Origin of the sequence: Methylobacterium nonmethylotrophicum, from assembly GCF_004745635.1 — a bacterium.
In the GTDB taxonomy this organism is placed as follows: domain Bacteria; phylum Pseudomonadota; class Alphaproteobacteria; order Rhizobiales; family Beijerinckiaceae; genus Methylobacterium; species Methylobacterium nonmethylotrophicum.
In genome coordinates this window covers 42,799-69,166 of the sequence record NZ_SRLB01000002.1, presented here as the reverse complement: position 1 = coordinate 69,166, position 26,368 = coordinate 42,799, and the positions used below count along the sequence as shown (strand labels likewise).

The 26,368-nt window shown below is 70.8% G+C and carries 22 protein-coding genes; 7 read left to right on the top strand and 15 right to left on the bottom strand.

The annotated features are described in order from the left end of the window. Positions 1 to 574: 574 nt before the first annotated feature. The 3 genes from EU555_RS03065 to EU555_RS03055 all read right to left on the bottom strand — a co-directional run bounded on the left by EU555_RS03065 (position 575) and on the right by EU555_RS03055 (position 5,595). Complete coding sequence (locus EU555_RS03065) at positions 575 to 2,083, bottom strand: ATPase domain-containing protein (protein WP_135412985.1); 1,509 nt, start codon at positions 2,081 to 2,083, stop codon at positions 575 to 577. A gap of 324 nt (positions 2,084 to 2,407) precedes the next feature. Next, on the bottom strand, positions 2,408 to 3,829 hold the full coding sequence (locus EU555_RS03060; protein ID WP_135412984.1) for a caspase family protein: 1,422 nt from the start codon (positions 3,827 to 3,829) through the stop codon (positions 2,408 to 2,410). Between the two features lie 731 nt (positions 3,830 to 4,560). Continuing rightward, a complete protein-coding gene (locus EU555_RS03055) occupies positions 4,561 to 5,595 on the bottom strand; it encodes an NADP-dependent oxidoreductase (protein ID WP_205820753.1) in 1,035 nt (344 codons plus the stop codon). A 203-nt stretch (positions 5,596 to 5,798) separates the two neighbouring features. On the opposite strand from EU555_RS03055, the gene EU555_RS03050 reads away from it, so the two are divergent. From EU555_RS03050 to EU555_RS03015, 7 genes are all read left to right on the top strand, one after another. Continuing rightward, on the top strand, positions 5,799 to 6,704 hold the full coding sequence (locus EU555_RS03050) for a LysR family transcriptional regulator (RefSeq protein WP_135412983.1): 906 nt from the start codon (positions 5,799 to 5,801) through the stop codon (positions 6,702 to 6,704). Positions 6,705 to 6,840: 136 nt separating this feature from the next. Beyond that, the gene (locus EU555_RS36795; RefSeq protein ID WP_135412982.1) at positions 6,841 to 9,042 is read left to right on the top strand and encodes a hydroxymethylglutaryl-CoA lyase; all 2,202 of its coding nucleotides are present in this window, start codon (positions 6,841 to 6,843) and stop codon (positions 9,040 to 9,042) included. Between the two features lie 75 nt (positions 9,043 to 9,117). After that, entirely contained in the window at positions 9,118 to 10,545 is a 1,428-nt protein-coding gene (locus EU555_RS03040; RefSeq protein ID WP_135412981.1) for an MFS transporter, read from the top strand. Next, positions 10,542 to 12,551 (top strand): aconitase family protein, encoded by a 2,010-nt coding sequence (locus EU555_RS03035; protein WP_205820752.1) that lies wholly within the window; start codon positions 10,542 to 10,544, stop codon positions 12,549 to 12,551. The genes EU555_RS03040 and EU555_RS03035 overlap by 4 nt, the downstream gene beginning before the upstream one ends. Before the next feature lie 83 nt (positions 12,552 to 12,634). Then, positions 12,635 to 12,892 carry a hypothetical protein gene (locus EU555_RS03030; protein ID WP_135412980.1) on the top strand — a complete coding sequence of 86 codons (258 nt, stop codon included), beginning with the start codon at positions 12,635 to 12,637 and terminating at the stop codon, positions 12,890 to 12,892. Between the two features lie 460 nt (positions 12,893 to 13,352). Further along, positions 13,353 to 14,765, top strand: a complete 1,413-nt coding sequence (locus EU555_RS03020; protein ID WP_245524114.1) for an MFS transporter — start codon at positions 13,353 to 13,355, stop codon at positions 14,763 to 14,765. Positions 14,766 to 15,004: 239 nt separating this feature from the next. Next, positions 15,005 to 15,313: a putative quinol monooxygenase gene (locus EU555_RS03015; protein ID WP_135412978.1), complete on the top strand. Its 309-nt coding sequence runs from the start codon at positions 15,005 to 15,007 to the stop codon at positions 15,311 to 15,313. A gap of 16 nt (positions 15,314 to 15,329) precedes the next feature. Here EU555_RS03015 and EU555_RS03010 read toward each other — a convergent pair whose 3' ends face one another. From EU555_RS03010 to EU555_RS02955, 12 genes are all read right to left on the bottom strand, one after another. Continuing rightward, complete coding sequence (locus tag EU555_RS03010; protein ID WP_135412977.1) at positions 15,330 to 16,250, bottom strand: NAD(P)-dependent oxidoreductase; 921 nt, start codon at positions 16,248 to 16,250, stop codon at positions 15,330 to 15,332. Next, positions 16,247 to 16,798 carry a carboxymuconolactone decarboxylase family protein gene (locus tag EU555_RS03005; protein ID WP_135412976.1) on the bottom strand — a complete coding sequence of 184 codons (552 nt, stop codon included), beginning with the start codon at positions 16,796 to 16,798 and terminating at the stop codon, positions 16,247 to 16,249. Before EU555_RS03005 ends, EU555_RS03010 begins: the two co-directional genes overlap by 4 nt. An 80-nt stretch (positions 16,799 to 16,878) precedes the next feature. Next, positions 16,879 to 17,679, bottom strand: a complete 801-nt coding sequence (locus tag EU555_RS03000) for a crotonase/enoyl-CoA hydratase family protein (protein WP_245524113.1) — start codon at positions 17,677 to 17,679, stop codon at positions 16,879 to 16,881. Positions 17,680 to 17,692: 13 nt separating this feature from the next. After that, a complete protein-coding gene (locus EU555_RS02995; protein WP_135412975.1) occupies positions 17,693 to 18,844 on the bottom strand; it encodes an acyl-CoA dehydrogenase family protein in 1,152 nt (383 codons plus the stop codon). 13 nt (positions 18,845 to 18,857) lie between these two features. Continuing rightward, complete coding sequence (locus EU555_RS02990) at positions 18,858 to 19,904, bottom strand: acyl-CoA dehydrogenase family protein (RefSeq protein ID WP_205820751.1); 1,047 nt, start codon at positions 19,902 to 19,904, stop codon at positions 18,858 to 18,860. Positions 19,905 to 19,907: 3 nt separating this feature from the next. Continuing rightward, positions 19,908 to 20,684, bottom strand: coding sequence for an enoyl-CoA hydratase/isomerase family protein (locus EU555_RS02985; RefSeq protein ID WP_135412974.1), 777 nt, complete (start codon positions 20,682 to 20,684; stop codon positions 19,908 to 19,910). Between the two features lie 4 nt (positions 20,685 to 20,688). Beyond that, the gene (locus tag EU555_RS02980; RefSeq protein ID WP_135412973.1) at positions 20,689 to 21,555 is read right to left on the bottom strand and encodes a MaoC/PaaZ C-terminal domain-containing protein; all 867 of its coding nucleotides are present in this window, start codon (positions 21,553 to 21,555) and stop codon (positions 20,689 to 20,691) included. A 197-nt stretch (positions 21,556 to 21,752) separates the two neighbouring features. Continuing rightward, on the bottom strand, positions 21,753 to 22,787 hold the full coding sequence (locus EU555_RS02975) for a branched-chain amino acid ABC transporter permease (protein WP_135412972.1): 1,035 nt from the start codon (positions 22,785 to 22,787) through the stop codon (positions 21,753 to 21,755). Beyond that, the gene (locus EU555_RS02970) at positions 22,784 to 23,653 is read right to left on the bottom strand and encodes a branched-chain amino acid ABC transporter permease (RefSeq protein WP_135412971.1); all 870 of its coding nucleotides are present in this window, start codon (positions 23,651 to 23,653) and stop codon (positions 22,784 to 22,786) included. Before EU555_RS02970 ends, EU555_RS02975 begins: the two co-directional genes overlap by 4 nt. Beyond that, the gene (locus EU555_RS02965) at positions 23,650 to 24,375 is read right to left on the bottom strand and encodes an ABC transporter ATP-binding protein (RefSeq protein ID WP_135412970.1); all 726 of its coding nucleotides are present in this window, start codon (positions 24,373 to 24,375) and stop codon (positions 23,650 to 23,652) included. The genes EU555_RS02970 and EU555_RS02965 overlap by 4 nt, the downstream gene beginning before the upstream one ends. Next, positions 24,372 to 25,151, bottom strand: coding sequence for an ABC transporter ATP-binding protein (locus tag EU555_RS02960; protein WP_245524112.1), 780 nt, complete (start codon positions 25,149 to 25,151; stop codon positions 24,372 to 24,374). The genes EU555_RS02965 and EU555_RS02960 overlap by 4 nt, the downstream gene beginning before the upstream one ends. After that, a complete protein-coding gene (locus tag EU555_RS02955; RefSeq protein WP_167858423.1) occupies positions 25,135 to 26,289 on the bottom strand; it encodes an ABC transporter substrate-binding protein in 1,155 nt (384 codons plus the stop codon). Before EU555_RS02955 ends, EU555_RS02960 begins: the two co-directional genes overlap by 17 nt. Positions 26,290 to 26,368: the final 79 nt, after the last annotated feature.

Sequence of the window (26,368 nt, the reverse complement as noted above, 5' to 3'; positions counted from 1 at the left end):
GTGATCCCGGGGCGCTTCAGGGCGATCGAGCAGGCGATGCGCACCGAGCCCGGGCGGCCGGCCTGCAGACCTTGCCGCGCCTTTCGAGGCGGTGAAGGCCGAAGGCTTCGTGGCCGCCGCCCTGCGCGCCCACGGCGAGGGCGCCACCGTGGCGGGTCCGGCTACGCCCCGAGCACCGGTGAGGGTCAACCTCAAGCCGCTTGACCATGCGAGGAGACGCTGAGGGCTGGGCAGCGGCCCGTCGTGCGGTGCTCTTCGTGATCGGCTCGGAGGGCCGGAGCGATTGCCGGGGCCCGCTTGATTGCCGAGAACGGCATCACGCGAATCCCATCCATTCGATCCCCGACCTCATCCTGAGATGTCGATCGATCGAAGATCGGCTGACATCTCAGGATGAGGTCGAGGATGGGATAATGTTGCAGGACACGTCAAACAGGCTCTCATACCGCGGCGACTTCGCATCGACATAGCGATGCGAAGGCGTTCGGCGCATCAGCGACTGGCGCCTGGCGGCCCGAATCCGTTCGGGCTGAGCCAGCGCCTGCGAACGAGTCCGTTCGAAGGCGCGGCGGGATCAAAGCGCGCCACCGCTCGGCAGCAGGCCGAGGTCCTCCTCCTGGCCGACATAGTCCGGCACACCACGCAGCACGCCCTGGAAAGCGACCAGCGGCGCGCCGATCGTCAGACCGGACGAGCCGATGCCGTACTCGCGGATCGTGTCCTCGTGCGTGCCGGTCCGCTTCTTCACCACCGAGATCGCCCGCCGGACCCGCCCGAGCGCCTCGAAGTAGCGCAGCAGCACGACCGTATCGGCCAAGTAGGTGAGATCGACCGGTGTCGCCATGTCGCCCACCAATCCGTGCTGGGCGACCGTCATGAAGGTCGCCGCTCCTTGCCGGGTGAGGTACTGCAGCAGCTCATGAATGTGCAGGATCAGCGCGTTCTCCTGCGGCATCGCGGTCTGATAGCCGTTGAGACTGTCGATCACCACAAGTTTCACGCCGTGGCTGTCGACGCAGGTACGCACCCGATGCGCGAACTCGCCAGGCGACAGCTCGGCGGCGTCGACCTGCTCGATGAAGAGCAGCCCCTGGTCACACGATGCCTCGAGATCGATGCCCATCTGCCGGGTCCGATCGAACAGGATGCCCAGTTCCTCGTCGAACACGAACATCGCGGCCTTCTCGCCGCGGGCGATCGCCGCGCGCACGTACTGGACCGTCAGCAGCGACTTGCCGGTGCCAGCCGGTCCCAGGATCAGCGTGCTCGACCCTTGCTCGATGCCCCCACCCAGGAGCGCGTCGAGTTCGCTGATGCCGCTTGCCAGCCTGGTGCGCGCGAAGGCGGTCTTGCCCTCCAGCGCGACCAGGCGGGGGAAGACCTCCACGCCGCCGGTGGCGATGGTGAAGTCGTGATAGCCGCCACGAAACCGCTGGCCGCGGTACTTGGCGACGCGCAGGCGCCGCCGCTCGGCTCCGTACTCGGGTGCCATCTCGTCCAGGCGAACGACCCCTTGAGCGACGCTGTGGACGGTCTTGTCCATGATGTCGGCGGTGAGGTCGTCGAGCATCAGCACGGTGGCCCCCTGGCCGGCGAAGTAGTGCTTGAGCGCCAGGATCTGCCGGCGGTAGCGCAGGGAGCCGCCGGCGAGGAGGCGGATCTCCGACAGGCTGTCGAGCACGATGCGAGACGGCTTGCGCGCCTCGACCGCCTGAAGGATGGCGCGTGTGCTCTCCCCGAGTTCGAGGTCGGAGGAGTAGAGCAGGCTCTGCTGCTGGCTCTCCTCGAACAGGCTCTCGGGCGGAACCAGTTCGAACACCGAGATATGCTCGTCCAGGCTCCAGCCGTGGGAGGCGGCGTTGTCGGACAGCTCCTGCTTGGTTTCCGAGAGGGTGATGTAGAGGCCCACCTCGCCGGCTTTGGCCCCTTCGAGCAGGAACTGCAGCGCGATCGTGGTCTTGCCCGTGCCGGGCTCGCCCTCCAGCAGGTAGAGGCGGTCACGGGTAAGGCCGCCGCCCAGGATGCTGTCGAGGCCGGCGATGCCGAAACGTGCTTTCTTGCTCGGCTCAGTGGGCGTGGTCATGGAAGCCGATCTCAGAGAGGTGGTTGGCTCAGTGCAACGATCCGGGCTCACCGTCGGGGCGATCTCTCCTGATCATGAGCCATCTCTCGGATCGTCCTCGTCCAATGCTGGGGAGGTGTACCACGATATGACCGTCCGCACAGCGAGCCTGAGGTCCGAGAAGCGCGGTGAGCGGTCATCGGGGTCGAACGACCCGTCAGCAGATCCCTCGCACGGTCAAGCTGGTCGAGCCCTGCCGCCGGCTCACCCTGCCTTGCACGCCACGATGAAGGATCTGCGGGTCTGCCCTGCCGCCATCCAGGCCGGGTACGTCCGTATGAATGGCTACTGCCGAGCCGCACGTATACGATCTTTCAGCACAACCATGTCTTCTGCCGCGTACAAATAGCATTTGCCGTCACGTCCATTGCGATCCGGATCTGAATTGCAGAGACGTAGCGCCTCGTCTTCCGCTTCTCGCAAAGTCGGTTTGCCGGTTGACAAGAAAACGCGACCCCAAGGATGAAAGGCAGCAGCTTTGTGCGCAGGAGCACTCATATATGATGTGAGCCCGGTAATTTCGCTGGCGGTCATGGTAAGATTTGGAATCCTTTCGACCTTAAAAATTCCGTCATAATTCGGTCGACTCATGTACTGCACTGGAGGTCGATCTGAATTTTCGATTGCAGACACGTACTTGTCGTTGATCATGACAAGCGCGCAAGCATCATTAAAAAATACTTGACAGCCTTCAAGCGCGCCTTCGATTGCTGATGTCTGACTGTTTCGTCTCGTGGCCTTCCAGGTTCCATTGCGCCCGTAGGATATTGCGATTGCTTTATTGGGTTTCGCGTCGATGTATTCTCTCACGCTTGTATTCAGTGCGTCGAGAGATCTTCCTGGTATCAGCGAATGCAATTTAGTGATAATGTTGTCTTGGGTGTTTGTTTTATCGTTCTTAGATAGTTCTTGATCTGACGATCGTTGGCTCTTGATCGATAATTTATCTTTGGGCTGAAAGAAAAATTCGCCCTCCAAAGCTGAGTTCTCCCAAGGAATTTGTTTTCCTGCAGTCATCTCGCGAACATCTCGCCTGACCGCGGATAGCATCTGGCGAATCTCGAGTCCCGGCTGTTCGATATATTTAAGCAATGCCGTTGTGAATGGACTGTTCGGACCTTTTCCATCCGACGCGATCATACCCGGCGCGGTGGCAAAGGCGATCAAGGTGCCAACTCCAGCAGAGACTTGCCCTAAACCAGCCCGGGGCAGGTCCCGTCCACCCGTGCTTAAGCGCCGCTGCAGCGGGTTGTCTCGGCAGGCATCGAGGAATATGAGATTTATTTTTGCGCCGCTCTCCGTTTGTTCCATGATCGCTTCAAGATCAAGAGCCTCGAAACGAAGATCGCGTGGATTTTCTATCCTGGTTGTCACGGGTAAAAGCCAACTCCGGCCGGCCACCTCCAAAGCGTGTCCTGCATAGAAGAATACTGCTACATCCGATTTGCGCGCATCTTCTCCAAACTGCCGAACTGAAACCTCCATGGCCAGCTTATTTGGATCTAATACGGTTTGAACCGAAAATCCCAGGCGCTGCAAAGCCTGGCTTACAGACTTGGCATCGTTGAGTGTGTTCGACAGACGCGGAGCATAGTCGTATGAACTTACACCGATGACGAGCGCAGTTCGTCTTTCTTCTGCATGAACAATTCCGATGCTCGCACACAATATCAGTAATGCGGTGAATGCGATTGTCGATCGATGCATCGCGCAGTCTCTCCTATCTGTCAGGAGATGAACAAGGCAGGATTGCTATGTCTCGGATGGAGCGGGTGTTCAACTCGGCCCGCAGAGGGCAGAGGCCTCGATTGTGTGTCGCCGTACATGACTGGACACCAGCCGCGATTGCCGGACTTGGAATCCTGTCCCTCGGCAGAGCTTGCGACGGCTCCACAGCCACGCCGGTTACACGCCAGTGCCACGGCGCAGCCTCTCTGTCACAGCCTCACGCGGCGGAGTTCGGTGCTCCTCGCCCTTGATCACATGACATCGCCCTGGGTCAAAATCCAATCAGCTTTACCGAGCGGTGGACCGGTCAAGGTCCAAAGCAGACGCCGTGCTTGATCAAGCTGAGCGACTTTAAATCTGAGCGGTTCGCCCGCGTCGCTGCTCACCGGCGCGCCGGACAGGAAGTCCCTTACGCGCGAGGCCGGGGACCGCGCGGCCATCCTCCGGACGACGCCGCAGCGCCTGCGCGTCGAGCGGTTCCCACGCGATCGAGTGAGATCGGACGGGCGCAGAATAGCGGTCTCCCGAGTGCGCAGGGGTGTCCGGGGAAGACGCTTGTGACGATCAGGCCCATCTCTCCTCTTCCGTGTCGGCCGTAGCCCGTGAAGGCGAGGGGAGACGTGCCTCTTCTTCTCGTTGGACAGCCCTGCCGCCGGCGGGGAAGGCGAGACTCCGTTCGTCCGATCGGAGCGGATCAGGCGGAAGCGGCGTCAGCCGACATAGATCAGCTTCTTGCCGCGGTTCTCGCCGGCATAGAGCGCCTTGATGGCGCCCGGCGCCTGCGCGATGCCCTCGGCGATGTCCTCGTCGTAGGTCAGGCGGCCCTCTTCATACCATCCGGCGAGGGTCTGGCGCGCCTCGGCGAAACGGGGGACGTGGTCGAAGACCACGAAGCCGCTCCAGACCAGGCGCCGGGTCAGGATCTCGCGCTCGTTGCGCGGGCCGGACGGGAGCGGGTTCCAGCTCGCGATCGAGGCCGTGCCGCACTGGACCACGCGGCCGGCCGCCGCCATGCGGCGGAGCGCCGTGTCGAGGATGGCGCCGCCGACATTGTCGAAATAGACGTTGACCCCGTCCGGCGCCGTCTCGGCGACGCGGGCGTCCCAGTCGGTCGTCCTGTAGTTCCAGGCCTCCGCGTAGCCGTAGCGCGACCGGCAGAGGTCGACCTTGGCGTCGTCGCCCGTGAGCCCGAGCGGCCGGGCGCCGAGGTTGCGGGCGATCTGGCCGACGAGGGCACCGACCGCGCCGCCCGCGGTCGAGACCAGCACGCTGTCGCCCGCGACCGGCCGCCCGAGCGCGGTCAGCGCGATGTAGGCGGTCAGGCCGTTGATGCCGAGGAGCCCCGCATGGGCGGAGAGCGGCACGGGCTCGGTCGCCCGATGGACGATGGCCTTGGGCTCGACCACGGCGTAGTCCTGCCAGCCGAACCAGCCGTAGACGAACTCGCCCTCCTGCACGCCCTCGGCCCGCGAGCGCAGGACGCGGCCGACCGCGAGCGCCCGCATCGGCCCCCCGAGCGGCACCGGCTGGGCGTAGTTCGCCTCGGCGCTCGCCCAGCCGCGCTGGGCCGGATCGACCGACAGGTAGATGTTGCGCACCAGCACCGTGCCGGGCCCCGGCTCGGGGACGGCCTCTTCGTCGATCGCGAAATCCTCCGGTTGCGGGATGCCGGCCGGGCGGCGCGCCAGGAGGATCCGGCGGTTGCTCGCGGGCAGGCGGTAGGCGGGAATCGCGGTCGGCGTCATCGGCGTCTCCATATCGGCGTCGTCTGGGGCGGCTTCGGCTGGCCGGGGACGACGGTACACGAGCGCGGGCCGGCCGGCATGATGCCGGGGAGCGAAGGTCTCACGATGTCGCGCCCCGGTCCCGGTTACCGGGGTCCGTCCCACCGGCATCGCCTCGGCCGGCAGCCTGGGATAAGACCGTCGGGGACGGACAGCGACCGATCATGGCCCCGGACTGGACGACGCTGCGCATCTTCCTGGCCGCCCTCGATCTCGGCAGCCTGACCGGCGCGGCCGCGCGCTGCGGCATCGCGGTCTCGGCGGCGGCGCGGCGGATCCAGGACCTCGAGGCCGGGCACGGCGTGCAGCTCCTGGCGCGCTCGGCCCGCGGCGTGCGGCCGACGGCGGCGGGCGAGGTGCTGGCGGCCCATGCCCGGGCGCTTCTCGCCATGGAGCAGCGGCTCGGCGACGACCTGCGGGCGATGGCGGCGGGCGAGACCGGCAGGGTGCGGCTCGGCGCCACCGCCTCGGTCATCGTCGGCCACCCGCTGCCCGAGCGGCTGGCGGCGTTCCGCGGGCGCTTCCCGGGCATCGCGGTCGAGCTCGCCGAGGTCACGAGCGCCGCGGCCCTGCGCGACGTCGGCGAGGGGCGGGCGGATCTCGGCTTCATCACCACCGGCAAGGTCGTGCCGCCGGAGGTCGAGGTGCGGCCCTGGCGCGAGGACCGCCTGCTCGCCGTGGCCCCGGCGGCCTGGCGCGACCGGCTGCCCGCGCGCATGCCCTTCGCGGCCCTGATCGAGGAGCCGCTGATCGGCCTCATCGCCGGCGGCGCGCTCGCGGCGCTCCTCGACGAGGCGGCCGAGCGCCTGGGCCGGGCCCTGCGCTACCGCTTCACCACCGCGAGCCCGGACGCCGCGGTGCGCCTGGTGGCGGCCGGCCACGGCATCACGGTGATGCCGGACGGGGTGATGCGGGTCTATGGCGACCATCTCGGGCTGTTCGGCATCCCCCTCGACGAGCCCTGGGCGCGGCGCACCATCCGCCTCGTCAGCCGCCCGGGGCCGGAACTGCCGGCGGCCGCCCGGCGCCTGCTCGGCGTTCTCATCGAGAGCGAAGACGGGGCCGCCTGAGCCGCCAGTGTTCGCCGTACGCGAACGCTCCCTCCGCCAATCAGCGCTTCCCGGCCCTGCGCCTGCGGCGCACTCTCCGGCAACAGTCCGAACATGAACCGCGCCGGGACGCGCGGGAGAGCAGGGAGAAAGCGCCATGGCCGAGATCCCGGCTGCGCCCGGCGTGGTGATCCGCGAGGTCGGCCCGCGCGACGGCTTGCAGAACGCCAGGGCGGTGATGCCGACCGCCCGGAAGCTCGCCTGGATCGCCGCGATGGCCGAGGCCGGCCTCGCCGAGATGGAGGTCGCGAGCTTCGTGCCGCCCGCGGCGATGCCGCAGATGGCGGATGCCGCCGCGGTCACGCGGGCGGTGCGGGCCCGCCATCCGGGCTTTCGCGCGATCGCCCTCGCCCCCAACCTGCGCGGCGCGAAGGACGCGGCGGCGGCGGGCGCGCAGGCGATCATCGTCCCGGTCTCGGCGAGCGAGGCGCATAGCCGCGCCAATGTCCGGCGCACCCGGGACGAGCAGGTCGCGGAGGTCCGCCGCGTGGTGGACTGGGCCCGCGGCCTCGGGGAAAACCGGCCGGTCATCGAGGCCGGCATCGCGACCGCCTTCGGGTGCTCGCTGCAGGGCCTCGTGCCGGAGCGCGACGTGGTCGACCTCGCCCGCGCCCTCGCCGAAGCCGGTGCCGACGTCGTGGCGCTCGCCGATACGCTGGGCTACGCCACCCCCTCGCACGTCCGCCGCCTGGTGCGGGCGGTGCGGGCCGAGATCGGCGCGGCCCGCCTCGGCAACCTCCACCTGCACGACACGCTGGGCACGGCGCTCGCCAACGCGATGGCCGGGCTGGAGGAGGGGGTGCGCGGCTTCGACGGCGCGCTCGCCGGTCTCGGCGGCTGCCCCTTCGCGCCGGGCTCGGTCGGCAACGTCGCGACGGAAGACCTCGTCCACCTGCTCGAATCCGAGGGCGTGCACACCGGCATTGACCTGCCCCGCCTCGTCGCCGCCCGCGAGGCCTTGGCGCAAGGCCTGCCCGGCGAGCCGCTGCAGGGCCGGGTCGCGGCGGCGGGCCTGCCGCCGACCTACCGTCCCGCCGCAACCCGGGTCGTCCCCGCCGGGGCGAAGCCTCCGGTCCTCCCCGTGCACGGCCCGCTCGCCGGCCTCCGGGTCATCGAGTTCAGCCACATGGTGATGGGGCCGAGCTGCGGGATGATCCTGGCCGATCTCGGCGCCGACGTGATCAAGGTCGAGCCGGGGCCGCGGGGCGACAACACCCGCCGGCTCACCGGGGCGGCGCTGGGCTTCTTCCCGACCTTCAACCGCAACAAGCGCTCGGTCTGCCTCAACCTCAAGCGGCCGGAAGGCGCGGCCGCCGCGCGCCGGCTCGCCGCCGGGGCCGACGTGGTGCTGGAGAACTTCCGGCCCGGCGCCATGGACGCGCTCGGCTTCGGCTACGCCGCTCTGTCCGCCCTCAACCCGCGCCTCGTCTACTGCTCGTGCAAGGGCTTCCTGCCCGGCCCCTACGAGCACCGCACCGCTCTCGACGAGGTGGTGCAGATGATGGGGGGGCTGGCCTACATGACCGGCCCGCCGGGCCGCCCGCTGCGGGCCGGCTCCTCGGTCAACGACATCATGGGGGGCATGTTCGGCGCCCTCGCGATCCTGGCGGCCCTGCGCGAGCGCGAGGCGACGGGCCGCGGCGGCCTCGTCCAGTCCGGCCTGTTCGAGACCAACATGGTCTTGATGGCCCAGCACATGGCACGGGCGGCGATCGAGGGCGAGGATCCGGAGCCCTTCGGCGACCCGGCGATGCGCAAGCCCTGGCCGGTCTACGACGTCTTTTCCGCCGCCGAGCCGGGCGAGCAGGTCTTCGTCGGCGTCGTCGGCGAGGGGCAGTGGCGGGCGTTCTGCGACGCCTTCGGCCTCGCCGACCTGCGCGACGATTCCGGCCTCGCCACGATGAGCCAGCTCGCCGAGGCGCGCCCGCGCATCCTGCCGCGGGTGGCCCAGGTCTTCGCCGCCCTTCCGAAGGCCGAGCTGATGGCCCGGCTCGAAGCCCTCGGCGTGCCCTTCGCGCCGATCGCTAAGCCCAGCGACCTCTTCTCCGATCCCCACCTCCTCGCCTCGGGCGGGCTCCTGGCCGTCGATCTCACGGGGGCCGAGGGCGCGCGCGAGCCCCATGCCGCGCGCGCCGGGCTGCCGGCCCTGCCGGTCTCGCTCGGCGGCAGCCGGCCGGCCTTGCGCCGCCAGCCGCCCCGGGTCGGCGAGCACGGGCGCGAGGTCCTGCGCGAGGCCGGCCTGACGGATGACGAGATCGCGGATCTCGCAGCCGGGGGCGTCCTCGCGGGCGCCGCCTGATCCGACACGCTTCTCCCCGCAACGGCGCGCCAGACGCCGGCGGGGTCCCCCGAGGAAACCGCCAGGAGGACAACCATGACCTTCACCGTCGCGCAGGCCGTGCCCGTCGCGGCCGCCGAGGCCCCCGTCGTCGCGGGCGCCGGGACGATCTCGGCCCGGCTCGACCGGCTGCCCGCCACCCGCACCGTCTGGCGGCTGGTGATGCTGCTCGGCCTCGGCTTCTTCTTCGAGCTCTACGATCTCCTGTTCACCGGCGTCGTCGCGCCGGGGCTGGTCAAGTCCGGCATCCTGACGCCGACGACCCACGGTTTGTTCGGCACCACCGGCGTGGCGAGCTTCGTCGCCGCGCTGTTCTCGGGCCTCTTCCTCGGCACCATCGCGTGCGGCTTCCTGTCGGACCGCTTCGGGCGGCGCGCGATCTTCACCTGGTCGCTCCTGTGGTACTGCGCCGCCAACGGCGTGATGGCGTTCCAGGACACCGCCTTCGGGGTCAATCTCTGGCGCTTCATCGCCGGGCTCGGCATCGGGGTCGAGATCGTCACCATCGGCACCTACGTGTCGGAACTGGTGCCCAAGCACCTGCGCGGGCGCGCCAACGCGCTGTGCCAGGCCTTCGGCTTCTCGGCGGTGCCGATCGTCGCCTACCTCGCCTACCTGCTGGTGCCGCACGCGCCCCTCGGCCTCGACGGCTGGCGCTGGGTGGTGCTGATCGGCTGCGTCGGCGCGGTCTTCGTCTGGTGGATCCGCCGCGAGCTGCCCGAGAGCCCGCGCTGGCTCGCCATGAAGGGCCGGCTCGACGAGGCCGACCGGGTGATGAGCGACCTCGAACGCGCCGTCGCGCGCGACTTCGGCCGCCCGCTGCCGCCGCCCGGCCCCGCCGAGACGGTGGTGCACCACACGCGCTTCTCCGAGATGTGGGCCGCTCCCTACGGCCGTCGCGCCGTGATGATGATCCTGTTCAACGTCTTCCAGACGATCGGCTATTACGGCTTCGCCAACTGGGTGCCGACGCTCCTTATCAAGCAGGGCATCACGGTCACGACGAGCCTCGGCTACACTACGCTGATCGCCCTCGCCGCCCCCGTCGGCCCGCTCATCGGCCTCCTCATCGCCGACCGGTTCGAGCGCAAGCACGTCATCGTGGCGATGGCCGGCGTCAACATCGTCTGCGGCCTGCTGTTCAGCCAGGCGTCGAGCGCCGTCGCGATCGTGACGCTCGGCGTGATGCTGACGCTCGCCGGCAACATCATCTCGTTCAGCTACCACACCTACCAGCAGGAGCTGTTTCCAACCGGGATCCGCACTCGGGCGGTCGGCTTCGTGTATTCCTGGAGCCGGTTCTCGGCGATTCTGAACGCCTTCCTGATCGCCTTCATGCTGGAGCATTTCGGCGTCACCGGCGTGTTCGTGTTCATCGCCGGCGCCATGAGCGTGGTGATGCTGACGATCGGCCTGATGGGGCCGCGTACCACCGGGCTCGAACTCGAGAAGATCTCGCAGTGAGCGGGCCGGCCACCCTCGCGCTGCCCGGGCGCGTGCTGATCCTGGCGGCGGATCCGGACCTCGTCCGCCGCCAGCTCGTCGGCGAGGACCTGGACCTCGCCGACGGCCATCGCCTGCGCGCCGAGATCTCGACCGACGAGATCACGCCGGTGCCGTCCCTGGTCCATTTCGATGCGACGCTCAGCCACCACGCCCATATCGGCTTCCGGGCCGGGGACGAGACGCCGATCGGTCCCGGCGCGCTCGCCGCCGGCAGGTTCTCGGTGCTGGTGGGGGGAGGGCGCTACGGCAAGGGCTCGTCGCGCGAGCACGCGCCGCTCGCCGAGCGGCTCGCCGGCATCCGCCTCGTGATCGCCGAGAGCTTCGAGCGCATCTACCGCCAGAACGCCGACAATCTCGGGCTGTTCACCGCGACGGACCTGGGCCTCGTCGCCCGTGTCCAGGCCGGCGAGGCGGTGACGGTGGACGAGCTCGTCGCCGATCGCGACCCCCTCGCCGCCGCCATCCTGCGCGCCGGCGGGCTCCTCGCCTACGGGCGGGCAGAGCTCGCCGGGGCCCGGCCCGTGGCGCTGCCCGACGACGGCCGGCCCCGGACGCTGTTCGAGAAGATCGTGCGGCGCCACGCGCTCGCCACGTCGTCCTGCCCGCCGGTCGGGGCGGCGGGCGAGAGCGGCTTCGTGCGCGCGGATCTGCGCTTCATCCATGACATCTATACGGGCATGGCCCGCCACCTCCTGGCGGAGGCGTTCGGGGCGGATCTCGCCCTGCACGACCCGGCCTCGATCCTCGCCTTCGAGGACCATTATTCCTACACGCATCTGAGCCGCGCCCACCGGGCACTGATGCCCTTCGTGCGCGAGGCGTCGCGGGCCCACCGCGCCTTCGTGGCCGAGCACGGGCTGGCCCATCACGGCACCCTCGCGAAGGGGCCGGGCTCGGAGGGGATCTCGCACGCCCTGATGGCGGAGCGCTACGCCCTGCCGGGCCAGCTCGTCGTCGGCACCGATTCGCACACCCCGCATGCCGGGGCGCTCGGCTGCGTCGCCTTCGGGGTCGGCACCACCGACATCGCCAACGCCTTCGTCACCGGCGCGGTGCGGTTCGCGATGCCGGAGAGCCTCCGGATCGACCTCACCGGCACGCTGCCGGCGGGCGTCGGCGCCAAGGACGTGGCGCTGCACCTGCTGGCGCTCCCGGAGATCCGCGCCGGGCTCGGGGTCGGGCGGGTGTTCGAGTTCACCGGCGAGGCGGTGGCGGCACTCTCCACCGACGAGCGAGCGACGCTCACCAACATGACCGCCGAGCTCGGCGGCTTCACCGGCCTCGTCGCCCCGGATGCCGAGACCCTGCGCTTCCTGCGCGAGCGCCGCGGCGCCGCGCCCGCCCTCGAGGACTGGATGCGGAGCGACCCGGGCGCCGCCTACGTCGCCACGATCACGGTCGATGTCGCCGCCCTGTCGCCGATGCTGGCGCGGCCGGGCGATCCCGGCAACGGCATCCCGCTCGACGCGCTCAAGGAGCCCGTCCCGATCGACACCGCGTATGGCGGCTCCTGCACGGCGGGCAAGCGCGAGGATTTCGACCGCTACCACGAGGTCCTCTCCTGGGCGGCGCAGAACGGCCTCGCGGTGGCGCCGGGGGTGCGGCTGATCCTGCAATTCGGCACCCTCGACGTGCGCCGCTACTGCGAGGCGCGGGGCTACCTCGCGGCCTTCGCGGCGGTCGGCGCCGAGGTGATGCAGCCCGCCTGCGGCGCCTGCGCCAATTGCGGCCCGGGCGCCTCCGAGCACCGCGACCAGGTCACGATCTCGGCCATCAACCGCAACTTCCCGGGGCGGTCGGGGCCCGGCCAGGTCTGGCTCGCGAGCCCCGCCACGATGGCGGCGAGCGCGATCGCCGGCCGCATCACGGGCTTCTCCGAGCTGAAGCGGGGCCGGCGCAGCAGCGGCCCCCGACCCGTGACCGCCCCCCTGCCGATCGGGTGGATGCGATCGGGCGGCCCGTAAGCGCCGTTGTCAAATCGGGCATCGTCCCTCATTTTGCGGACATAGCCGAGGGATGAGCCCCGGCCGACCGAGGGACGCTCCCGATGGCCTCTACCGCCTCTCCCACTCACCTCGACAGCGCCGAACAAGTCGCTCGCGTCCTGCGCTCGAACGAGGAGACGCAGAAATTCGTAGCCGAGCAGAGGAAGCTGATGGCCGAGCAAGCGACGCTTCAAGCCGAAGCCTCCAAGTTGGCGCGTGACCGCATGCTCGCTCCCTGGCAGATCGTAGCGACTTCTGTCGCCGCCACCGCGGCTCTCATCGGCGGCACCGCAGCCGTCGTGAAGCTCTTCTTCCCGTGAGCCTGGACCGCCTCCGCGAGGTGCTGGCGCTGCTACGGTGGTCGCAGCGGGGTCTCGCCGATGCGCTCGAATGCGATGACCGGCTCGTCCGGCGGTGGGCCTCGGGGGACGGTTCCGTGCCGCCCGAGGTCGCAGCTTGGCTCGAAGCCCTCGCCGACGCTCACGAACGGAACCCTCCTCCTGCAGGGTGGCGGCGGCGTGCGGCGTAGCGGCCCGATCCGCCTCAGATCCCATCCATGCCGCGACCGCTAACCGACCCTACAAGCCCCGCATCATCGCTTTGGGCCGGCCAGTGGCGCTCGCCGAGACCGGCCCGCTCCGTGATGCCTCGTTGAGCCGGCCGGATTCGGGCCCTGAGCCTCCTCCGCCGCCCGGCTGCCATGCATCCACCGGGCGACGGCCCCGCGCCCATCGGCCAAGCCGCTTGCCAACCGGGCCGCGCGGACACATTCAGGACCCCGTGTCTCGCCCCGCTTCCTCCCCCCGCACGCCGCCGACGCCGGACACACCCGTCCGCGACGGCCTGCCGCCGGCCCGGCGCCGGCAGGCGATGGTCGCGGTGCTCGCCGGCGTGGCCCTCGCCACCCTCGACACCGCCATCGCCAACACCGCGCTGCCGACCATCGCGGCCGATCTCGGCGTCGACCCGGCGGACTCGGTCTGGATCGTCAACGCCTACCAGCTCGCCGTGGTGGCGACGCTGCTGCCGGTCGCGGCGCTCGGGGAGATCGTCGGGCAGCAGCGGGTCTACCTCGCGGGCTTCGCACTGTTCACGGCGGCCTCCCTCGTCTGCGCGCTCGCCTGGTCGCTGCCGGCCCTCGTCGCCGCCCGCGTGCTCCAGGGCGTCGGGGCGAGCGCCCTGATGGCGGTCAACGTCGCGCTGATCCGCTTCATCTATCCGACGCACCAGCTCGGGCGGGGCCTCGGGCTGAACGCCTTCGTGGTCGGCGTCGGCTTCGCGATCGGGCCGACCGTGGCCTCGCTGATCCTGGCGGCGGCGTCCTGGCCGTGGCTCTTCGCCATCAACGTGCCGATCGGGCTGATCGCCCTCGCGGTCGCCCGCCGCGCCCTGCCGGATACGGGACGGTCCGGCCACGCCTTCGACGGCATCGGCGCGCTCCTCAACGCCGCCACCTTCGGGCTCCTCGTGCTCGCCCTCGGCGAGGCCGCCCATGCCGGGCCGCTCTGGCGCGTGCTCCTGGAATTCGCCGGGGCGCTCGCCTGCGGGGCGGCGCTCCTGCGCCGCCAGGCGGACCACCCGGCGCCGATGCTCGCCGTCGACCTGCTCAGGCGCCCGCTCTTCGCGCTGTCGGCCGCGACCTCGGTCTGCTCCTTCGCCGCGCAGGGTCTCGCCTTCGTGTCGCTGCCCTTCCTGTTCCAGCACGCGCTGGGCCGGTCGCAGGTCGAGACCGGGTTCCTGATGACCCCCTGGCCGGTGGTGGTCGCCCTGATGGCGCCCGTGGCGGGGCGCCTCTCTGACCGCTACCCGCCGGGCCTGCTCGGCGGGATCGGGCTCGCGGGGCTCGCCGGCGGCATGGCCTCCCTGGCGCTCCTGCCGGACGACCCGAGCGTCGCGAGCATTGCCTGGCGCATGGCTTTGTGCGGCTTCGGGTTCGGCTTCTTTCAAGCGCCGAACCTGCGCGCCATCATGACGAGCGCCCCGCAGGCCCGCTCGGGCGGCGCGAGCGGCATCGTCGCCACCTCCCGGCTCCTCGGCCAGACCACCGGGGCGGCTCTGGTGGCGGCCTGCTTCGCCCTCGCCGAGGCGCACGGGCCGGCCCTGGCGCTGGGGCTCGGCGCGGCCTTCGCCGGGATCGCCAGCATCGTGAGCGTGTCGCGGCTGGCGGTGCGTCCGGGCCAGGGGACGGCCTGATGCGACAATCGTCCAGCCCGCACCCTCATCCTGAGGTGTCGGCGATCGAAGATCGCGCACGATCCGCGATCGACGGACCTCGAAGGAGGGCTCCAAGGATCGCCGAGACTTCTGGAGCCCTCCTTCGAGGCTGCCGCAAGCGGCAGCACCTCAGGATGAGGTCGAGAGCAGGATCAAGGATTCACGTCCCGGCACCGGGTTCGTGCGGGAAGAGCAACGTCCCACAGGAGGAAACCACCATGATCCACGTCCTCGCCATCATCACCGCCAAGCCCGGCATGCGGGACACGGTCCTCCAGGCCTTCCGGGCCAACGTTCCCGCGGTCCACGCCGAGGAGGGCTGCATCGAGTACGGCGCGGCGATCGACACCGAGGGCGCGGGCCCGATCCAGACCCCACTCGGGCCGGACAGCTTCGTGGTGGTCGAGAAGTGGGCGAGCCTCGACGCCCTCAAGGCGCACGCCGCCGCGCCCCACATGGCGGCCTACGGGGCCAAGACGAGGGAGCACATCGCCTCCCGCGTCATCCACGTGCTGTCGCCGGCGTGACGGGCGGCGGGCGCCCTCAGCCCGAGGGCGCCCGGACCTTGACCCCCAGCATCGCCTCGAAGGGCAGCACCATCGCGCCCTTGTCGCGGTCGCCGTGGCCGGCGCGCAAGGCCATCTGGTAAGTGGCGGTGGCGGCGGCCGTCACCGGCAGGGGGAAGCCGCGCCCGACCGAAACGGCGGCGGCGCTGACGAGGTCCTTGTAGGCCTTTCCCAGCGGGTAGCCCTCGTCGAACTCGCCCCGCAGGATCCGCGGCACGAAGTATTGCGAGGCGTAGCTGCGGCTCGTGCCCGTCGTCACCACGGTGGCGAGCCGGCCCGGGTCGAGGCCCATCGCGACGGCCATCGGCAGCACCTCGGCGAGCGCCGCGATGTTGATGTCGTAGATCACGTTGTTGATGGTCTTGGTGAGCTGGCCGCTGCCGAGCGGCCCCATATGCAGCACCTGGGCGCCGATACGGTCGAGCAGCGGCTTCATCGCCGCGAAGGTCTCGGGCGCGCCGCCGCACATCACCGTGAGGGTCCCGGCCTCGGCCCCGGCGGGAGCGCCGGAGACCGGCGCGTCGAGGACGCGGAAGCCTCGCGCCTCGAGCGCCCGGCCGAGGCTCAGCGCCTGGCCGTGCGCGATGGTGCTGAGATCGACCACCGTCGCGCCCGGCGCGAGGCGGCGCTCGAGCCCCTCCGGGCCGAACAGCACGCTCTCCACCACGTCGCCGTCCGGCAGGCACAGGAACAGCACCTCGGCGCCCGCGACCTCGCCTTTGTCGGTCGTCGCGGTCAGGCCCGGCGCCTCGACCCCGGCAGCCTGGAGCCCGGCGACCCGCGCGGCATCGGCATCGACCGCCACGATCGTCTCGCGGCCGCCGCCCTTGCGGGCGAGGTTGAGGGCGATCGGCCAGCCCATCTGGCCGAGCCCCATCACGGCGATGCGGCGGCTCATCGGGCGGTCCCCGCCTCGGTGGCGGATGTGTCGTCGGCGGAATCGATCCCGATCGCCTCGAGGAAGCGCGACACCATGTTGTAGGCGCCGACCGTCGCCGTGAGCTCGACGATCGCCCGCGGGTCGAGATGCTCGCGCAAGTCCGCGAAGATCGCAGGCGGCACGTGGATCTCCCGGGTCATCGCGTCGCAATAGGCCAGGATCGCGCGCTCGCGCGCATCGAACACGTCCGCCGACCGCCAGTCCGGCAGCGCGTCGAGCTGGGCCTGGGTCACCCCCTCGCGAAGCGCGATCGGTACGTGCTGCTCGGCCTCGTAGCGGGCGCCGTTGAGATGCGCGACCTGGACGATCACCAGTTCACGCACGGCGCCCGGCAGGTTGCAGCGCTGGCGGATCGCCGTCAGGAAGGTCAGCCAGCCTTCCGCGACCGGCGGGCTGTGCAGCAGCATCGCGTAGAGGTGCAGGATCTCGCCGCGCTCGGCGACGATGCGCTCGGCGAGCGCCGCCGTCTCCGGGCGGGTGGTGTCGGCGTAGGGGATGCGTGCCATCGTGGGTGTCTCCTCTCCACCGCCCGATCGGTATACCAGGATTCCCGCGCGCGCAGTTCATCCTGTACGCCGTGCCGTGCCTACGAACGTGCCGTCCTTGCCAGCGCCCGGGCCAGCGCCTCGCGGTGCTCGGCCGTCGTGTGGGCGATCGCCTGCGCGGTCGCCGAGAGCTGCAGGAGGGTCGGCAGGCTGGAAAAGCGCCCCTCGCGCAGGAGGCGCTTCGTCGCCCGGACGGCCTGGGGCGGGTTGACGGCGATCCGCTCGGCGAGCCGGCGGCTCGCCGCCATCAGCTCGGGCCCGGGCACCACCTGGGAGACGAGCCCGCAGGCCAGAGCCTCCTCGGCCGAGATCACGTCGCCGGTGAGCGCCATCTCGCAGGCCTTCGACCAGCCGACGACCCGCGGCAGCAGCCAGGCGCCGCCGTCGCCCGGGATGATGCCGATCTTGACGAAGCTCTCGGCGAAGCGCGCGGTGTCGGCGGCGATGCGCAGGTCGCACATGCAGGCGAGGTCGGTGCCCGCGCCGATCGCCGGGCCGTTAACGGCGGCGATCACCGGCACGTCGAGGGCCTCGAAGGCGAGGGGGATCCGCTGGATGCCTTGCGTGTAATAGGCGATCGTGGCCGACGGGTCGCGGGCGCGCGCGTCGAGCGCGTCCTCCATCGCCCGCAGGTCGCCCCCGGACGAGAAGGCGCTGCCGGCGCCCGTCAGGATCGCGACCCGCACCGTCGGATCGGCGCCGATCCGCCCGAGGGCCGCGACGAGCCCGTCGACGACGTCGCGCTCGGAGATCGGGTTGCGCTTCTCGGGCCGGTTGAGCGTCAGGGTGACGATCCCGCCATCCTGCTCGTAGAGCACCGCGTCGGTCATGGCGTCGGTCATGGCGTGTCTCCCGTTACCTGAGCCCGAGGCCGCGGGCGATGATGCCGCGCAGGATCTCGCGCGTGCCACCGCGCAGCGAGAAGGACGGCGCGTGGAGCGTGGTGTAGGCCAGAACCTCCGCGAAAGCGCGGCTCTGCGGGGTCGGCGGGCCTTCCGCCATCAGGTCGCGGGCGACCTCCGGGATCTCCTGCTCGACGAGCGCGCCGAGGTCCTTGACCATCGCGGCTTCGAGCGCCGGGTCGGCCCCTGCCTGGAGCAGGCCGGCGACCGAGCGCGACATCCGCCGCAGCGTGACGAGCTGCGCGCCCAACCGCCCCAGTGCGATCTCGGCCCGCGCGTCGGCCGCCGGCTGGAGCGCCCGCACCAGCTCGACGAGGAGCCAGAACGACGACAGGAACCGCTCCGGCCCGCTGCGCTCGTAGGCGAGCTCGCCGGTGACCTGGGCCCAGCCCTCGCCCTCGCGGCCCAAGAGCGCGTCCTCGGGGAGGAGCACGTCCTCGAACACGACCTCGTTGAAGTGGTGCTCGCCGACGAGGTTGCGGACCGGCCGGATGGTAATGCCGGGCAGGGTCAGGTCGACGATGAACTGGCTCGTGCCGGCGTGCCGGTGCTCGCGGTCGACCGGGGCGGTGCGGCAGAACAGGATCATGGAGTGGCAGTGGGTGGCGTTGGTGGTCCACAGCTTGGTGCCGTTGACGCGCCAGCCATCCCCCTCCCGCACCGCCTTGGTGCGGACCGAGGCGAGGTCGGAGCCCGAATCCGGCTCGCTCATGCCGATGCAGAAGAAGCATTCGCCGGCCGCGATCCGCGGCAGGATCGCGGCCTTCTGCGCCTCGGTGCCGTAGCGCAGGAGGCTCGGGCCGCTCTGGCGCTCGGCGATCCAGTGTGCGCCGACCGGGGCGCCGGCAGCGAGCAGCTCCTCAAGGAGGACGTAGCGCTCGAGCGCCGAGCGCTCGTGCCCGCCATAGATCTTGGGCCAGGTGAGCCCGAGCCAGCCCCGCTCCCCGAGCCTGCGCGAGAAAGCGGGGTCGAGGCCGTTCCAGCTCTGCGCCCGGTCGATCGGTGCCCTGTCAGCGAGTTCGGTCGCCAGGAATGCCCGTATCTCGGCCCGGAACGCCTCGGCTTCGGGGGAGGGCGGCGGCGACGGGAAGGTGAATTGCGACATCGCGAACAATCCTTCAGGCCGCCGTGATCGCCGGCCACAGCCCGTCGGGCCCGGCGGCGATCAGGTGGCGGCCGAGCCGTTGCGCCCATTGGGCCTCGCGCCCGAACTCGTCGCGCCAGGCCCAGAGCCGGCGGGTGAAGTCGTGCAGGCGGTGCTCCTGCGTGAAGCCGATCGCCCCGTGGACCTGGTGGGCGATGGAAGCACCCTGGCCGGCCGCCTCGCCGGCGCGGACCTTGGCGGCGGCGATCGCCGGCAGCATCCCGGGTCCCCACGCCGCCACCGCCTCGGCGGCGAGGCCGGCGGCGGCCGTGGCCGAGGCCGCCTGGCCGGCCAGCACCGCGAGGTTCTGCTGCACGGCCTGGAACTGCCCGATGGCGCGGCCGAATTGCCGTCGCTCCTGGGCGTAGCGCACCGTCATGGCGCTGACCTCAGCCAGCGCCCCCGCGATCATCAGGGCGCGGGTCGCGGCCCCGGCTGCCCGCAGCTCATCCGCGCCGAACGGCGCCGGCGCGCCCGGCGCCGCGACCGCCGCGAACCGCACCGCGTCGCTCGGATCGCCGGCGATCGTCGTGCCCGGCTCGACCGTGAGCGCGTCCCCGGGCAGCGCGACGAGGACAGGCCCGTCCCGGCCCTCGGCCAGGACCACCACCGCCCGGGCGTGCCGGCCCCACGGCACGCCCCAGGCATGGCCGGTCGTGCGGCCCGCCGCATCGAGCGTCATCGCGGAGCCCTGCGCGACGGCCAGCGGTCCGTCCGGCACCTCCATCCCGGCGCGGGCGAGCGCCAGCCCGGCCAGCATCGTGTCGGCGAGGGGAAGCGGCAGGGCATGCCGGCCCGCAATGGTGAGGAGCGACAGGGCCGCATCCACCGGCACGCCGAACCCGCCGGCCGCCTCCGGCAGGATCGCGGCCGGCAGGCCGACCTCCGCGAGGGCCGACCACAGGTCTTCCGGCCATTCGCCGATCGCGCGGGCGCGGGCCTGCGGGGTCATCAGGTCTGCGAGCAGGCGGTCCGCCGTCTCGCGCAGCATCGCGCCGGCATCGTCCTCGGGCGGGGTCATGGATCAGCGTCCCTGGAAGGTGGGCCGGCGCTTCTCCAGGAAGGCGGCCTTGCCCTCGTGGTGGTCAGCGGTCTGGAAGAGGGCGGCCTGCGCGCTGCGCTCCCAGTCGAGCACCTCGTCGATGCCGCGGGCCAGCCACTCCTTGGCCATCGCGGTCGAGAGCGGCGCCAGCCCCTCGAAGCTGCGGGCGAGCGCGATCGCGCGCGCGAGGGCGGTGCCGTCCTGTACGACCTCGTCGATCATCCCCATCGCGAGTGCCGCCGGGGCGCCGACGGGGCTCGCCTGGAGCAGGATCTGGCGGGCGCGGCCCTGGCCCACCCGGGCCGGCAGGGTGTGGAGCAGGCCCGCATCGGCCACGAGCCCGACCTTCGGGAACGAGGCGACGAAGCGCGCGCCCTCGCCGGCGACGATCGTGTCGCAGAGAAGCGCGACGCTGAAGCCGGCCCCGGCGGCCCAGCCCTCGACCGCCGCGACATAGGGCTTTGCCGACTTCACGATCGCCCGGACGATGCCGTGGAGCAGCCGGAACCGCTCGCGCCCGCCCGCGAGCCCGTCGGCCTGCATCGCCGTGAGGTCGCCGCCGGCGCTGAACATCTCCGGCCCGCCGGTGATGACGACGGCGCGGATGCCGGGATCGCGCTCGATCCGGTCGATCGCCTCGGCGAGCGCCAGCCGGATCGCCGGCGTCAGGGCGTTGCGCTTGGCCGGTTCGTTGAGCGTCAGGATCGCCACGGCGCCGTCGCGGGCCTCGATCAGGACGGGGGAGTCTGTCGCGCTCACGGGGTCACTCCTGCGCGGGGGCCGCGAAGACCGCGCGCCCGTTGTTGATCACCACCGCCTCGCGGGCGGGCACCAGCGCCCGGAACGAGCCGTCGCGCCAGATCTCGACCCGGATGGTCTCGCCCGGATAGACCGGCGCCGAGAACCGCAGGGCGAGGTCCCGGAAGCGGTCGGCCTCGTAGCCGCCCAGCACCTCGAGCAGGGCGCGGCCGACGACGCCGAGCGTGCACAGCCCGTGCAGGATCGGCCGCGGGAACCCGGCCTTCGCCGCCACCGCCGGGTCGGCGTGGAGCGGGTTGTCGTCACCGTTGAGGCGGTAATAGAGCGCCTGCTCGGGCCGGGTCGGCATCTCGACCGCGACGTCGGGCGGGGTGTCGGGCAGGCGGTGCGGCTCCGCCACCGGGCCGGAGGGCCCGCCGAACCCGCCGTCGCCACGCAGGAAGGTGGTGCTCCGCGTCGTCGCCAGGAGCGTGCCGCTCCCGGCCTCGCGCACCTCCTTCTCGGAATAGACCAGGGCGCCGCGGCCCGCGCCCTTGTCGACGATCCCGGTGATGCGGGTGGTGCCGATCACCTCGCCCTCGACCGGCAGTGTCCGGTGCAGGACGATGCGCTGCTCGCCGTGGACCACGCGCACCGCGTCGATCCCGGTCGCCGGGTCCGCCATCCAGAAGCCTGGATGAGCCAGCACCACCGGCATCGTCGGCACCGCCTTGAGCGGCCGGTCGGCATCGACGAAGTCGAGCTGGCGGGCATCGAGCGGGTCCTGCCCGAACCCGACCGAGAGCGCGTAGAACACGCTGTCGCGCTTGGTGAGGCGCTGGCGCACCGGGGGGATGCGGTAGGCCATCAGGGAGTCGGTGGTGAAGGGCATCGTCGAGGAGATTTCCGCTGATCTGTCGTGATTGCGAAGAATCGCGGGATCCCCTCTCCGGGCGATACCAGGCCTGCCTGGTACCGCTACAAGGTGTGGGAGAGGGGTAGGGGTGAGGGTGACACGTTTCCGATTCTAGCGCCGACAGTCGAGCTGCCAGCACGACGGTCCGAGTTTTACTCGGAAGCGTGTCACCCTCACCCCTGACCCCTCTCCCACACGGGAGAGGGGAACCGCGCTTTATTTGTATTCGCCGGATTTGTATTGGCCGGCGCATCCGTGACGGCCGCAGCCCGCCGCCGCGGCCACAGGCTCGCCAGCCCCTTCGGGCACAGGCACAGCACGCCGACCAGCACCACGCCCAGCACCAGCTTGTCGCCGTAGGCACCCAGCGAGGCGAAGCTCTTCTGGGAGAGCAGCAACGCCGTGCCGAGGAGCGGCCCGAGCAGGATGCGCCGCCCGGCGAGGATCACGCCGGTGAGCATCAGGACGAGGAAGTAGGTGTCGAACAGGTCGGTGCCGACATAGGCGCGCTGGAACGCGTAGAGCCAGCCCGCCGCCGCGCTGATGACAGCCGAGAGCAGGAAGACCTGGAGCCGGATGCGGTTGCCGTCGAGGCCGCACATCGTGGCGAGGCGCGGGTTCATGTGGACCATGAGCGCCGCCTGCCCGAGGCGCGAGCGGCGGAAGCGGTGGACGACGTAGAGGGTGAGGAGGAGCAGGAGATAGGCGAAGGGCCAGAACTCGGCGCTGCGCCCGGCGGTGAGCTCGATTCCGCCGATCGACAGGTCGAGCGGCGGGATGCCGACGATGCCATCCGAGCCGCCCAGAAAGTCCCAGTTCGAGGCGACGTTCATGCACACCACCGCCGCCGCGTAGGTGACGAGCGAGAAGGCGAATTCCCGCGTCCGCAGGGTGATCACCCCGAGCACCAGGGCGAGCGCGAGCGCCGCCAGCACCGCGCCGGCGAGCGCCGTCCAGGCGCTGAACCCGTAGGTGACGGTGAGGATCGCCGCCGCGTAGGCGCCGGTGGCGAAGAAGGCGGTGTGGACGAGGCTGATCTCGCCGAGATCCGACAGGATCACGTCGAGGCCGTAGGACATCGCGGAGAAGATCGCGATCGCCACGAGCGTGTCGTAGACGAGGGAGGAGCCGCCGAGGAGCCGCGGCAGCAGGAAGCCGAGGACCGCGAGGACACCGGCGAAAGCGAGGCGGGCGAGGGGATGGGTCATCGCGCGAAGCTCCCCGAGGCCGCGAGCTGGCCGGGCCGCAGCACCATCGCGGCGATGAGCAGGGCGAAGACGGCGGCCGTCGTGTAGGCCGGCGAGACGAGGGCGCCGAAGAGCGCCGTGAACAGCCCGATCCCGAGCCCGGCGACGTAGCTGCCGAGCACGCTGCCGATGCCGCCGAGCACCACCACCACGAAGGTCATCACCACCTGATCGAAGCCCATCGAGGTGAGGATCGGCGTGCGCGGTGCGACGAGGGCAGCCGCGAAGGCGACCGCCGCGCCCTCGAAGGCGAAGATGCCCATGTAGATCCGCGAGACCTTGAATCCGCCGAGCGCGGTCAGCCGCGGATCCTCCGCCACCATCCGGACCGCCGCCCCGAGCCAGCTGCGGTGCAGGGCGAGGTAGAGGAGTGCGAAGACCAGGATCGTCGCGCCGACGAGGATCGCGTCCTGCACCGTGAACCAGACGGGGCCGAGATGGACGCTCATCTCCTGGAACGGGCTTGCCAGGGTCTGGGGCTTCGGCCCGAAGGCGAGGCCGGCCGCCCCTTCGAGCGCCTGGCCGAAGCCGAGGGTGACGATCATCAGGTTGACGAGGTCCTGGGAGAGCGTCAGGCGCAGGAAGAGCCGCTGCATCACCGCGCCCAAGGCGGCGCCGAGGAGCACCGCCGCGACCACCGCGAGCCAATAGGGCAGACCGGTCGCCGCCATGACCCACCAGGCCACGAAGGCGCCGATCATGTACATCTGGCCGTGGCCGAAATTCACGAGCCGGGCGGCGCCGAGGAGCAGCGTCCAGCCGACCGCCACCAGGGCGTAGGCATGGCCGATGACGATGCCGTTGACGAGCTGCTGGGCGACGTTCATCCGTGGTTCGCTCCGAGATAGGCCTCGACGATGCGGGGATCGTCCCGCATGACCGCGACCGGGCCGCCGGCGACCAGCCGGCCGCGCTCGATGAGGTGCAGCACGTCCGTGACCTCGGCCGCCGCGTGGACGTTCTGCTCTACGAGGAGCACCGTCAGCCCGTCATCGACGAGATCGCGGATGGTGGAGAGCAGGGTCGAGACCAGGAGCGGCGCGAGCCCGATCGAGGGCTCGTCGAGGAGCAGCAGTTTCGGGGCCATGCGCAGGGCCCGCCCGACCGCCAGCATCTGGCGCTCGCCGCCGCTGAGCGACCCGGCGAGGTTCGCCCGCCGCTCGCGCAGGCGCGGGAAGAGGGCGTAGACGTCGGCGACCGACCAGGCGCGCCGGCCGCTCCCTGCGCTCGCCACCGCGGTCAGGTTCTCCTCGACCGAGAGGCCGAGGAAGACGCCGCGCCCCTCGGGCACCAGCTGGACCCCGCGGGCGACCCGCGCCTCGGCCGACAGCCCGGTCAGCTCCTCGCCGTCGAGGCGCACCGAGCCGGCGACCCGCGGCTCGGCCCGCGACCAGTTGGCGACCGCGTTGATCAGCGTCGACTTGCCGGCGCCGTTGGCGCCGATGATGCCGGAGAGCGTCCCGGGCTCGACAACGAGGCGGTCGACCGCGACGGCTTCGGCCCGGCCATAGGCGACCCGCAGGTCGGCAATCTCGAGCCGGGCGCTCACGCCGCCCTCCCGAGATAGGCTTCGCGCACGCGGGCGTCGGCCTGGATCTCGGCCGGCCTGCCCCGTGCGATCATCCGGCCGAGGTCGAGCACCACGACCTCGTCGGCGATCGCCATGACGAGGTCCATGTGATGCTCGATCAGCACCACCGCGAGACCGGAATCGCGCATCCGCTCCAGGAGGCTCCTCAGCGCGATCATGTCCGGGCCCCCGAGACCCGCCGCCGGCTCGTCGAGGAGCACGGCGCGGGCGCCGGGTGCCGCGGCGAGCGCGATCGAGAGCATGCGCTGCGTGCCGTAGGAGAGTTCGCCCGGCAGGAGCCCGTGGGTGCTCTCGGGCACGTGGTAGGCCAGCAGATGGGTTCTCGCCCGCTCCGCGATCGTGCGCCGGCGCCGCGCCTCGCGCCAGGGCAGGAACACCGCTTCGGCGAGCGGGCTCGGGCGCGCGTCGAGCAAGGCGGCCTCCATGTTCTCCAGCACCGTCATGCCGCCGAAGAACGCGTTCTGCTGGAAGGTGCGGCGCAGGCCCGCCCGCGGCAGGTCGTGGGCGGGCCGCGCGCTCGCATCCTCTCCGTCGAGCCACAGGGTGCCGGTATGGGCCACCATGTTGGTCGCGGCCATGAAGCAGGTGCTCTTGCCCGCCCCGTTCGGCCCGATGATCCCGAGGATTTTTCCCGCCGATACCTGCCACGACACGTCGGCGAGCGCCTGGAACGCCCCGAAGCGGACCGTCAGCCCACGGACTTCCAGCACCGGGGCGTCAGCTCTCGACGACAATCTTGCCATCCTTGACCGTGAACACGAAGTGCCGGTGCTGCATCTGGCCGCTTGCGTCGAAGCGCACGGTGCCGAAGATCGTGCCGGGGATCTCCTGGCCGCGGATCGCGCCGGCGACCGCCTTGCGGTCCAGGCTGCCGGCCGTGGCGACCGCCTTGGCCCAGATCTGGAGCGATGCGGCGCCCAGCGCCATGAACTTGTCCGGTTCGGCCTTGAACTGCTTCTGCATCTGCGCGACGAAGCGCTTGTTCTCCGGGTCGCTGGCGAAGGGCTCGGTCTGCGGAAAGTAGATGTCGGCGCTGTGCAGGCCGTTGGCCGCCTTGCCGGCGGTCTCGATCACGCTCGGGCTCACCGTGCCGACGGTGCAGATCACCGGCGCGCCGACATTGGCTTGCGCGTATTGCTGCAGGAAGGCCGGCAGCCCGGCGCCCTCGTTGGCGTTGATGCTGATGACGTAATCCGGCCTGGCGTCCCGGATGCTGGTGATCTCGACCCGGAAGTCGGTTTGCGCGAAGGGGAACTTCAGCGTCTGGGCGATGGTGTAGTCGAGGCCTGCCTTCTTGAACTCGGCCTCGATGCCCTGCTGGGCGCCGTTGCCGTAGGCGTCGTTCTCGGTGACGAAGACGATCCGGGCCTTCTTTGACAGGCTGCCGAGGTACTTCGCGATGATCGCGGCGTCCTGCGCGTTGGCGCTGTTGAGGCGGATGGCGAGCGGGTTCGAGGCGCTGGCCAGGATCGCGTCGGCCTTCGAGATCATCGTGATGTCGAGGATGCCGGCCCGCGCCAGCACCGACTGCATCGCCAACGTCACCGGGCTGTTCCAGCCCTCGAGCACCACCGCGACACCGGCCGCCGCCAGCTCGTTGGCCTTGGCGACGCCGATCGCCGGCGTGCTCTCGTCGTCCTTCACCAGGATCTCGACCGGCCGCCCGAGCACGCCGCCGGCCTCGTTGATGAGCGTCGCCATGCTCTGGACGGCGTGGCTGACGTCCTGCCCCTGCCGCCCGGCGCCGCCGCTCAGCGGGATGATGACCCCGACCTTGATCGGGTCGGCCGCGATCGGGTCCCGTGCCCAGGTCGGCCGCGGAACCAGCGGCGTGGCGATCAGTCCGGCCAGAACACTCCGTCGCGCGAGCATCAGTCTTCCTCCCAGGATCGAGCAACTATTTGTTGGCATATCTTGCTCTTTTTCTTATATTATCACTGTATCTTGACGT

Excerpts from the sequence above, each read along its gene's own strand:
- EU555_RS03065 (WP_135412985.1), bottom strand. The coding sequence starts at position 2,083 with ATGACCACGCCCACTGAGCCGAGCAAGAAAGCACGTTTCGGCATCGCC.
- EU555_RS03060 (WP_135412984.1), bottom strand. The coding sequence starts at position 3,829 with ATGCATCGATCGACAATCGCATTCACCGCATTACTGATATTGTGTGCG.
- EU555_RS03055 (WP_205820753.1), bottom strand. The coding sequence starts at position 5,595 with ATGACGCCGACCGCGATTCCCGCCTACCGCCTGCCCGCGAGCAACCGC.
- EU555_RS03050 (WP_135412983.1), top strand. The coding sequence starts at position 5,799 with ATGGCCCCGGACTGGACGACGCTGCGCATCTTCCTGGCCGCCCTCGAT.
- EU555_RS36795 (WP_135412982.1), top strand. The coding sequence starts at position 6,841 with ATGGCCGAGATCCCGGCTGCGCCCGGCGTGGTGATCCGCGAGGTCGGC.
- EU555_RS03040 (WP_135412981.1), top strand. The coding sequence starts at position 9,118 with ATGACCTTCACCGTCGCGCAGGCCGTGCCCGTCGCGGCCGCCGAGGCC.
- EU555_RS03030 (WP_135412980.1), top strand. The coding sequence starts at position 12,635 with ATGGCCTCTACCGCCTCTCCCACTCACCTCGACAGCGCCGAACAAGTC.
- EU555_RS03015 (WP_135412978.1), top strand. The coding sequence starts at position 15,005 with ATGATCCACGTCCTCGCCATCATCACCGCCAAGCCCGGCATGCGGGAC.
- EU555_RS03010 (WP_135412977.1), bottom strand. The coding sequence starts at position 16,250 with ATGAGCCGCCGCATCGCCGTGATGGGGCTCGGCCAGATGGGCTGGCCG.
- EU555_RS03005 (WP_135412976.1), bottom strand. The coding sequence starts at position 16,798 with ATGGCACGCATCCCCTACGCCGACACCACCCGCCCGGAGACGGCGGCG.
- EU555_RS03000 (WP_245524113.1), bottom strand. The coding sequence starts at position 17,679 with ATGACCGACGCCATGACCGACGCGGTGCTCTACGAGCAGGATGGCGGG.
- EU555_RS02995 (WP_135412975.1), bottom strand. The coding sequence starts at position 18,844 with ATGTCGCAATTCACCTTCCCGTCGCCGCCGCCCTCCCCCGAAGCCGAG.
- EU555_RS02990 (WP_205820751.1), bottom strand. The coding sequence starts at position 19,904 with ATGACCCCGCCCGAGGACGATGCCGGCGCGATGCTGCGCGAGACGGCG.
- EU555_RS02980 (WP_135412973.1), bottom strand. The coding sequence starts at position 21,555 with ATGCCCTTCACCACCGACTCCCTGATGGCCTACCGCATCCCCCCGGTG.
- EU555_RS02975 (WP_135412972.1), bottom strand. The coding sequence starts at position 22,787 with ATGACCCATCCCCTCGCCCGCCTCGCTTTCGCCGGTGTCCTCGCGGTC.
- EU555_RS02970 (WP_135412971.1), bottom strand. The coding sequence starts at position 23,653 with ATGAACGTCGCCCAGCAGCTCGTCAACGGCATCGTCATCGGCCATGCC.
- EU555_RS02955 (WP_167858423.1), bottom strand. The coding sequence starts at position 26,289 with ATGCTCGCGCGACGGAGTGTTCTGGCCGGACTGATCGCCACGCCGCTG.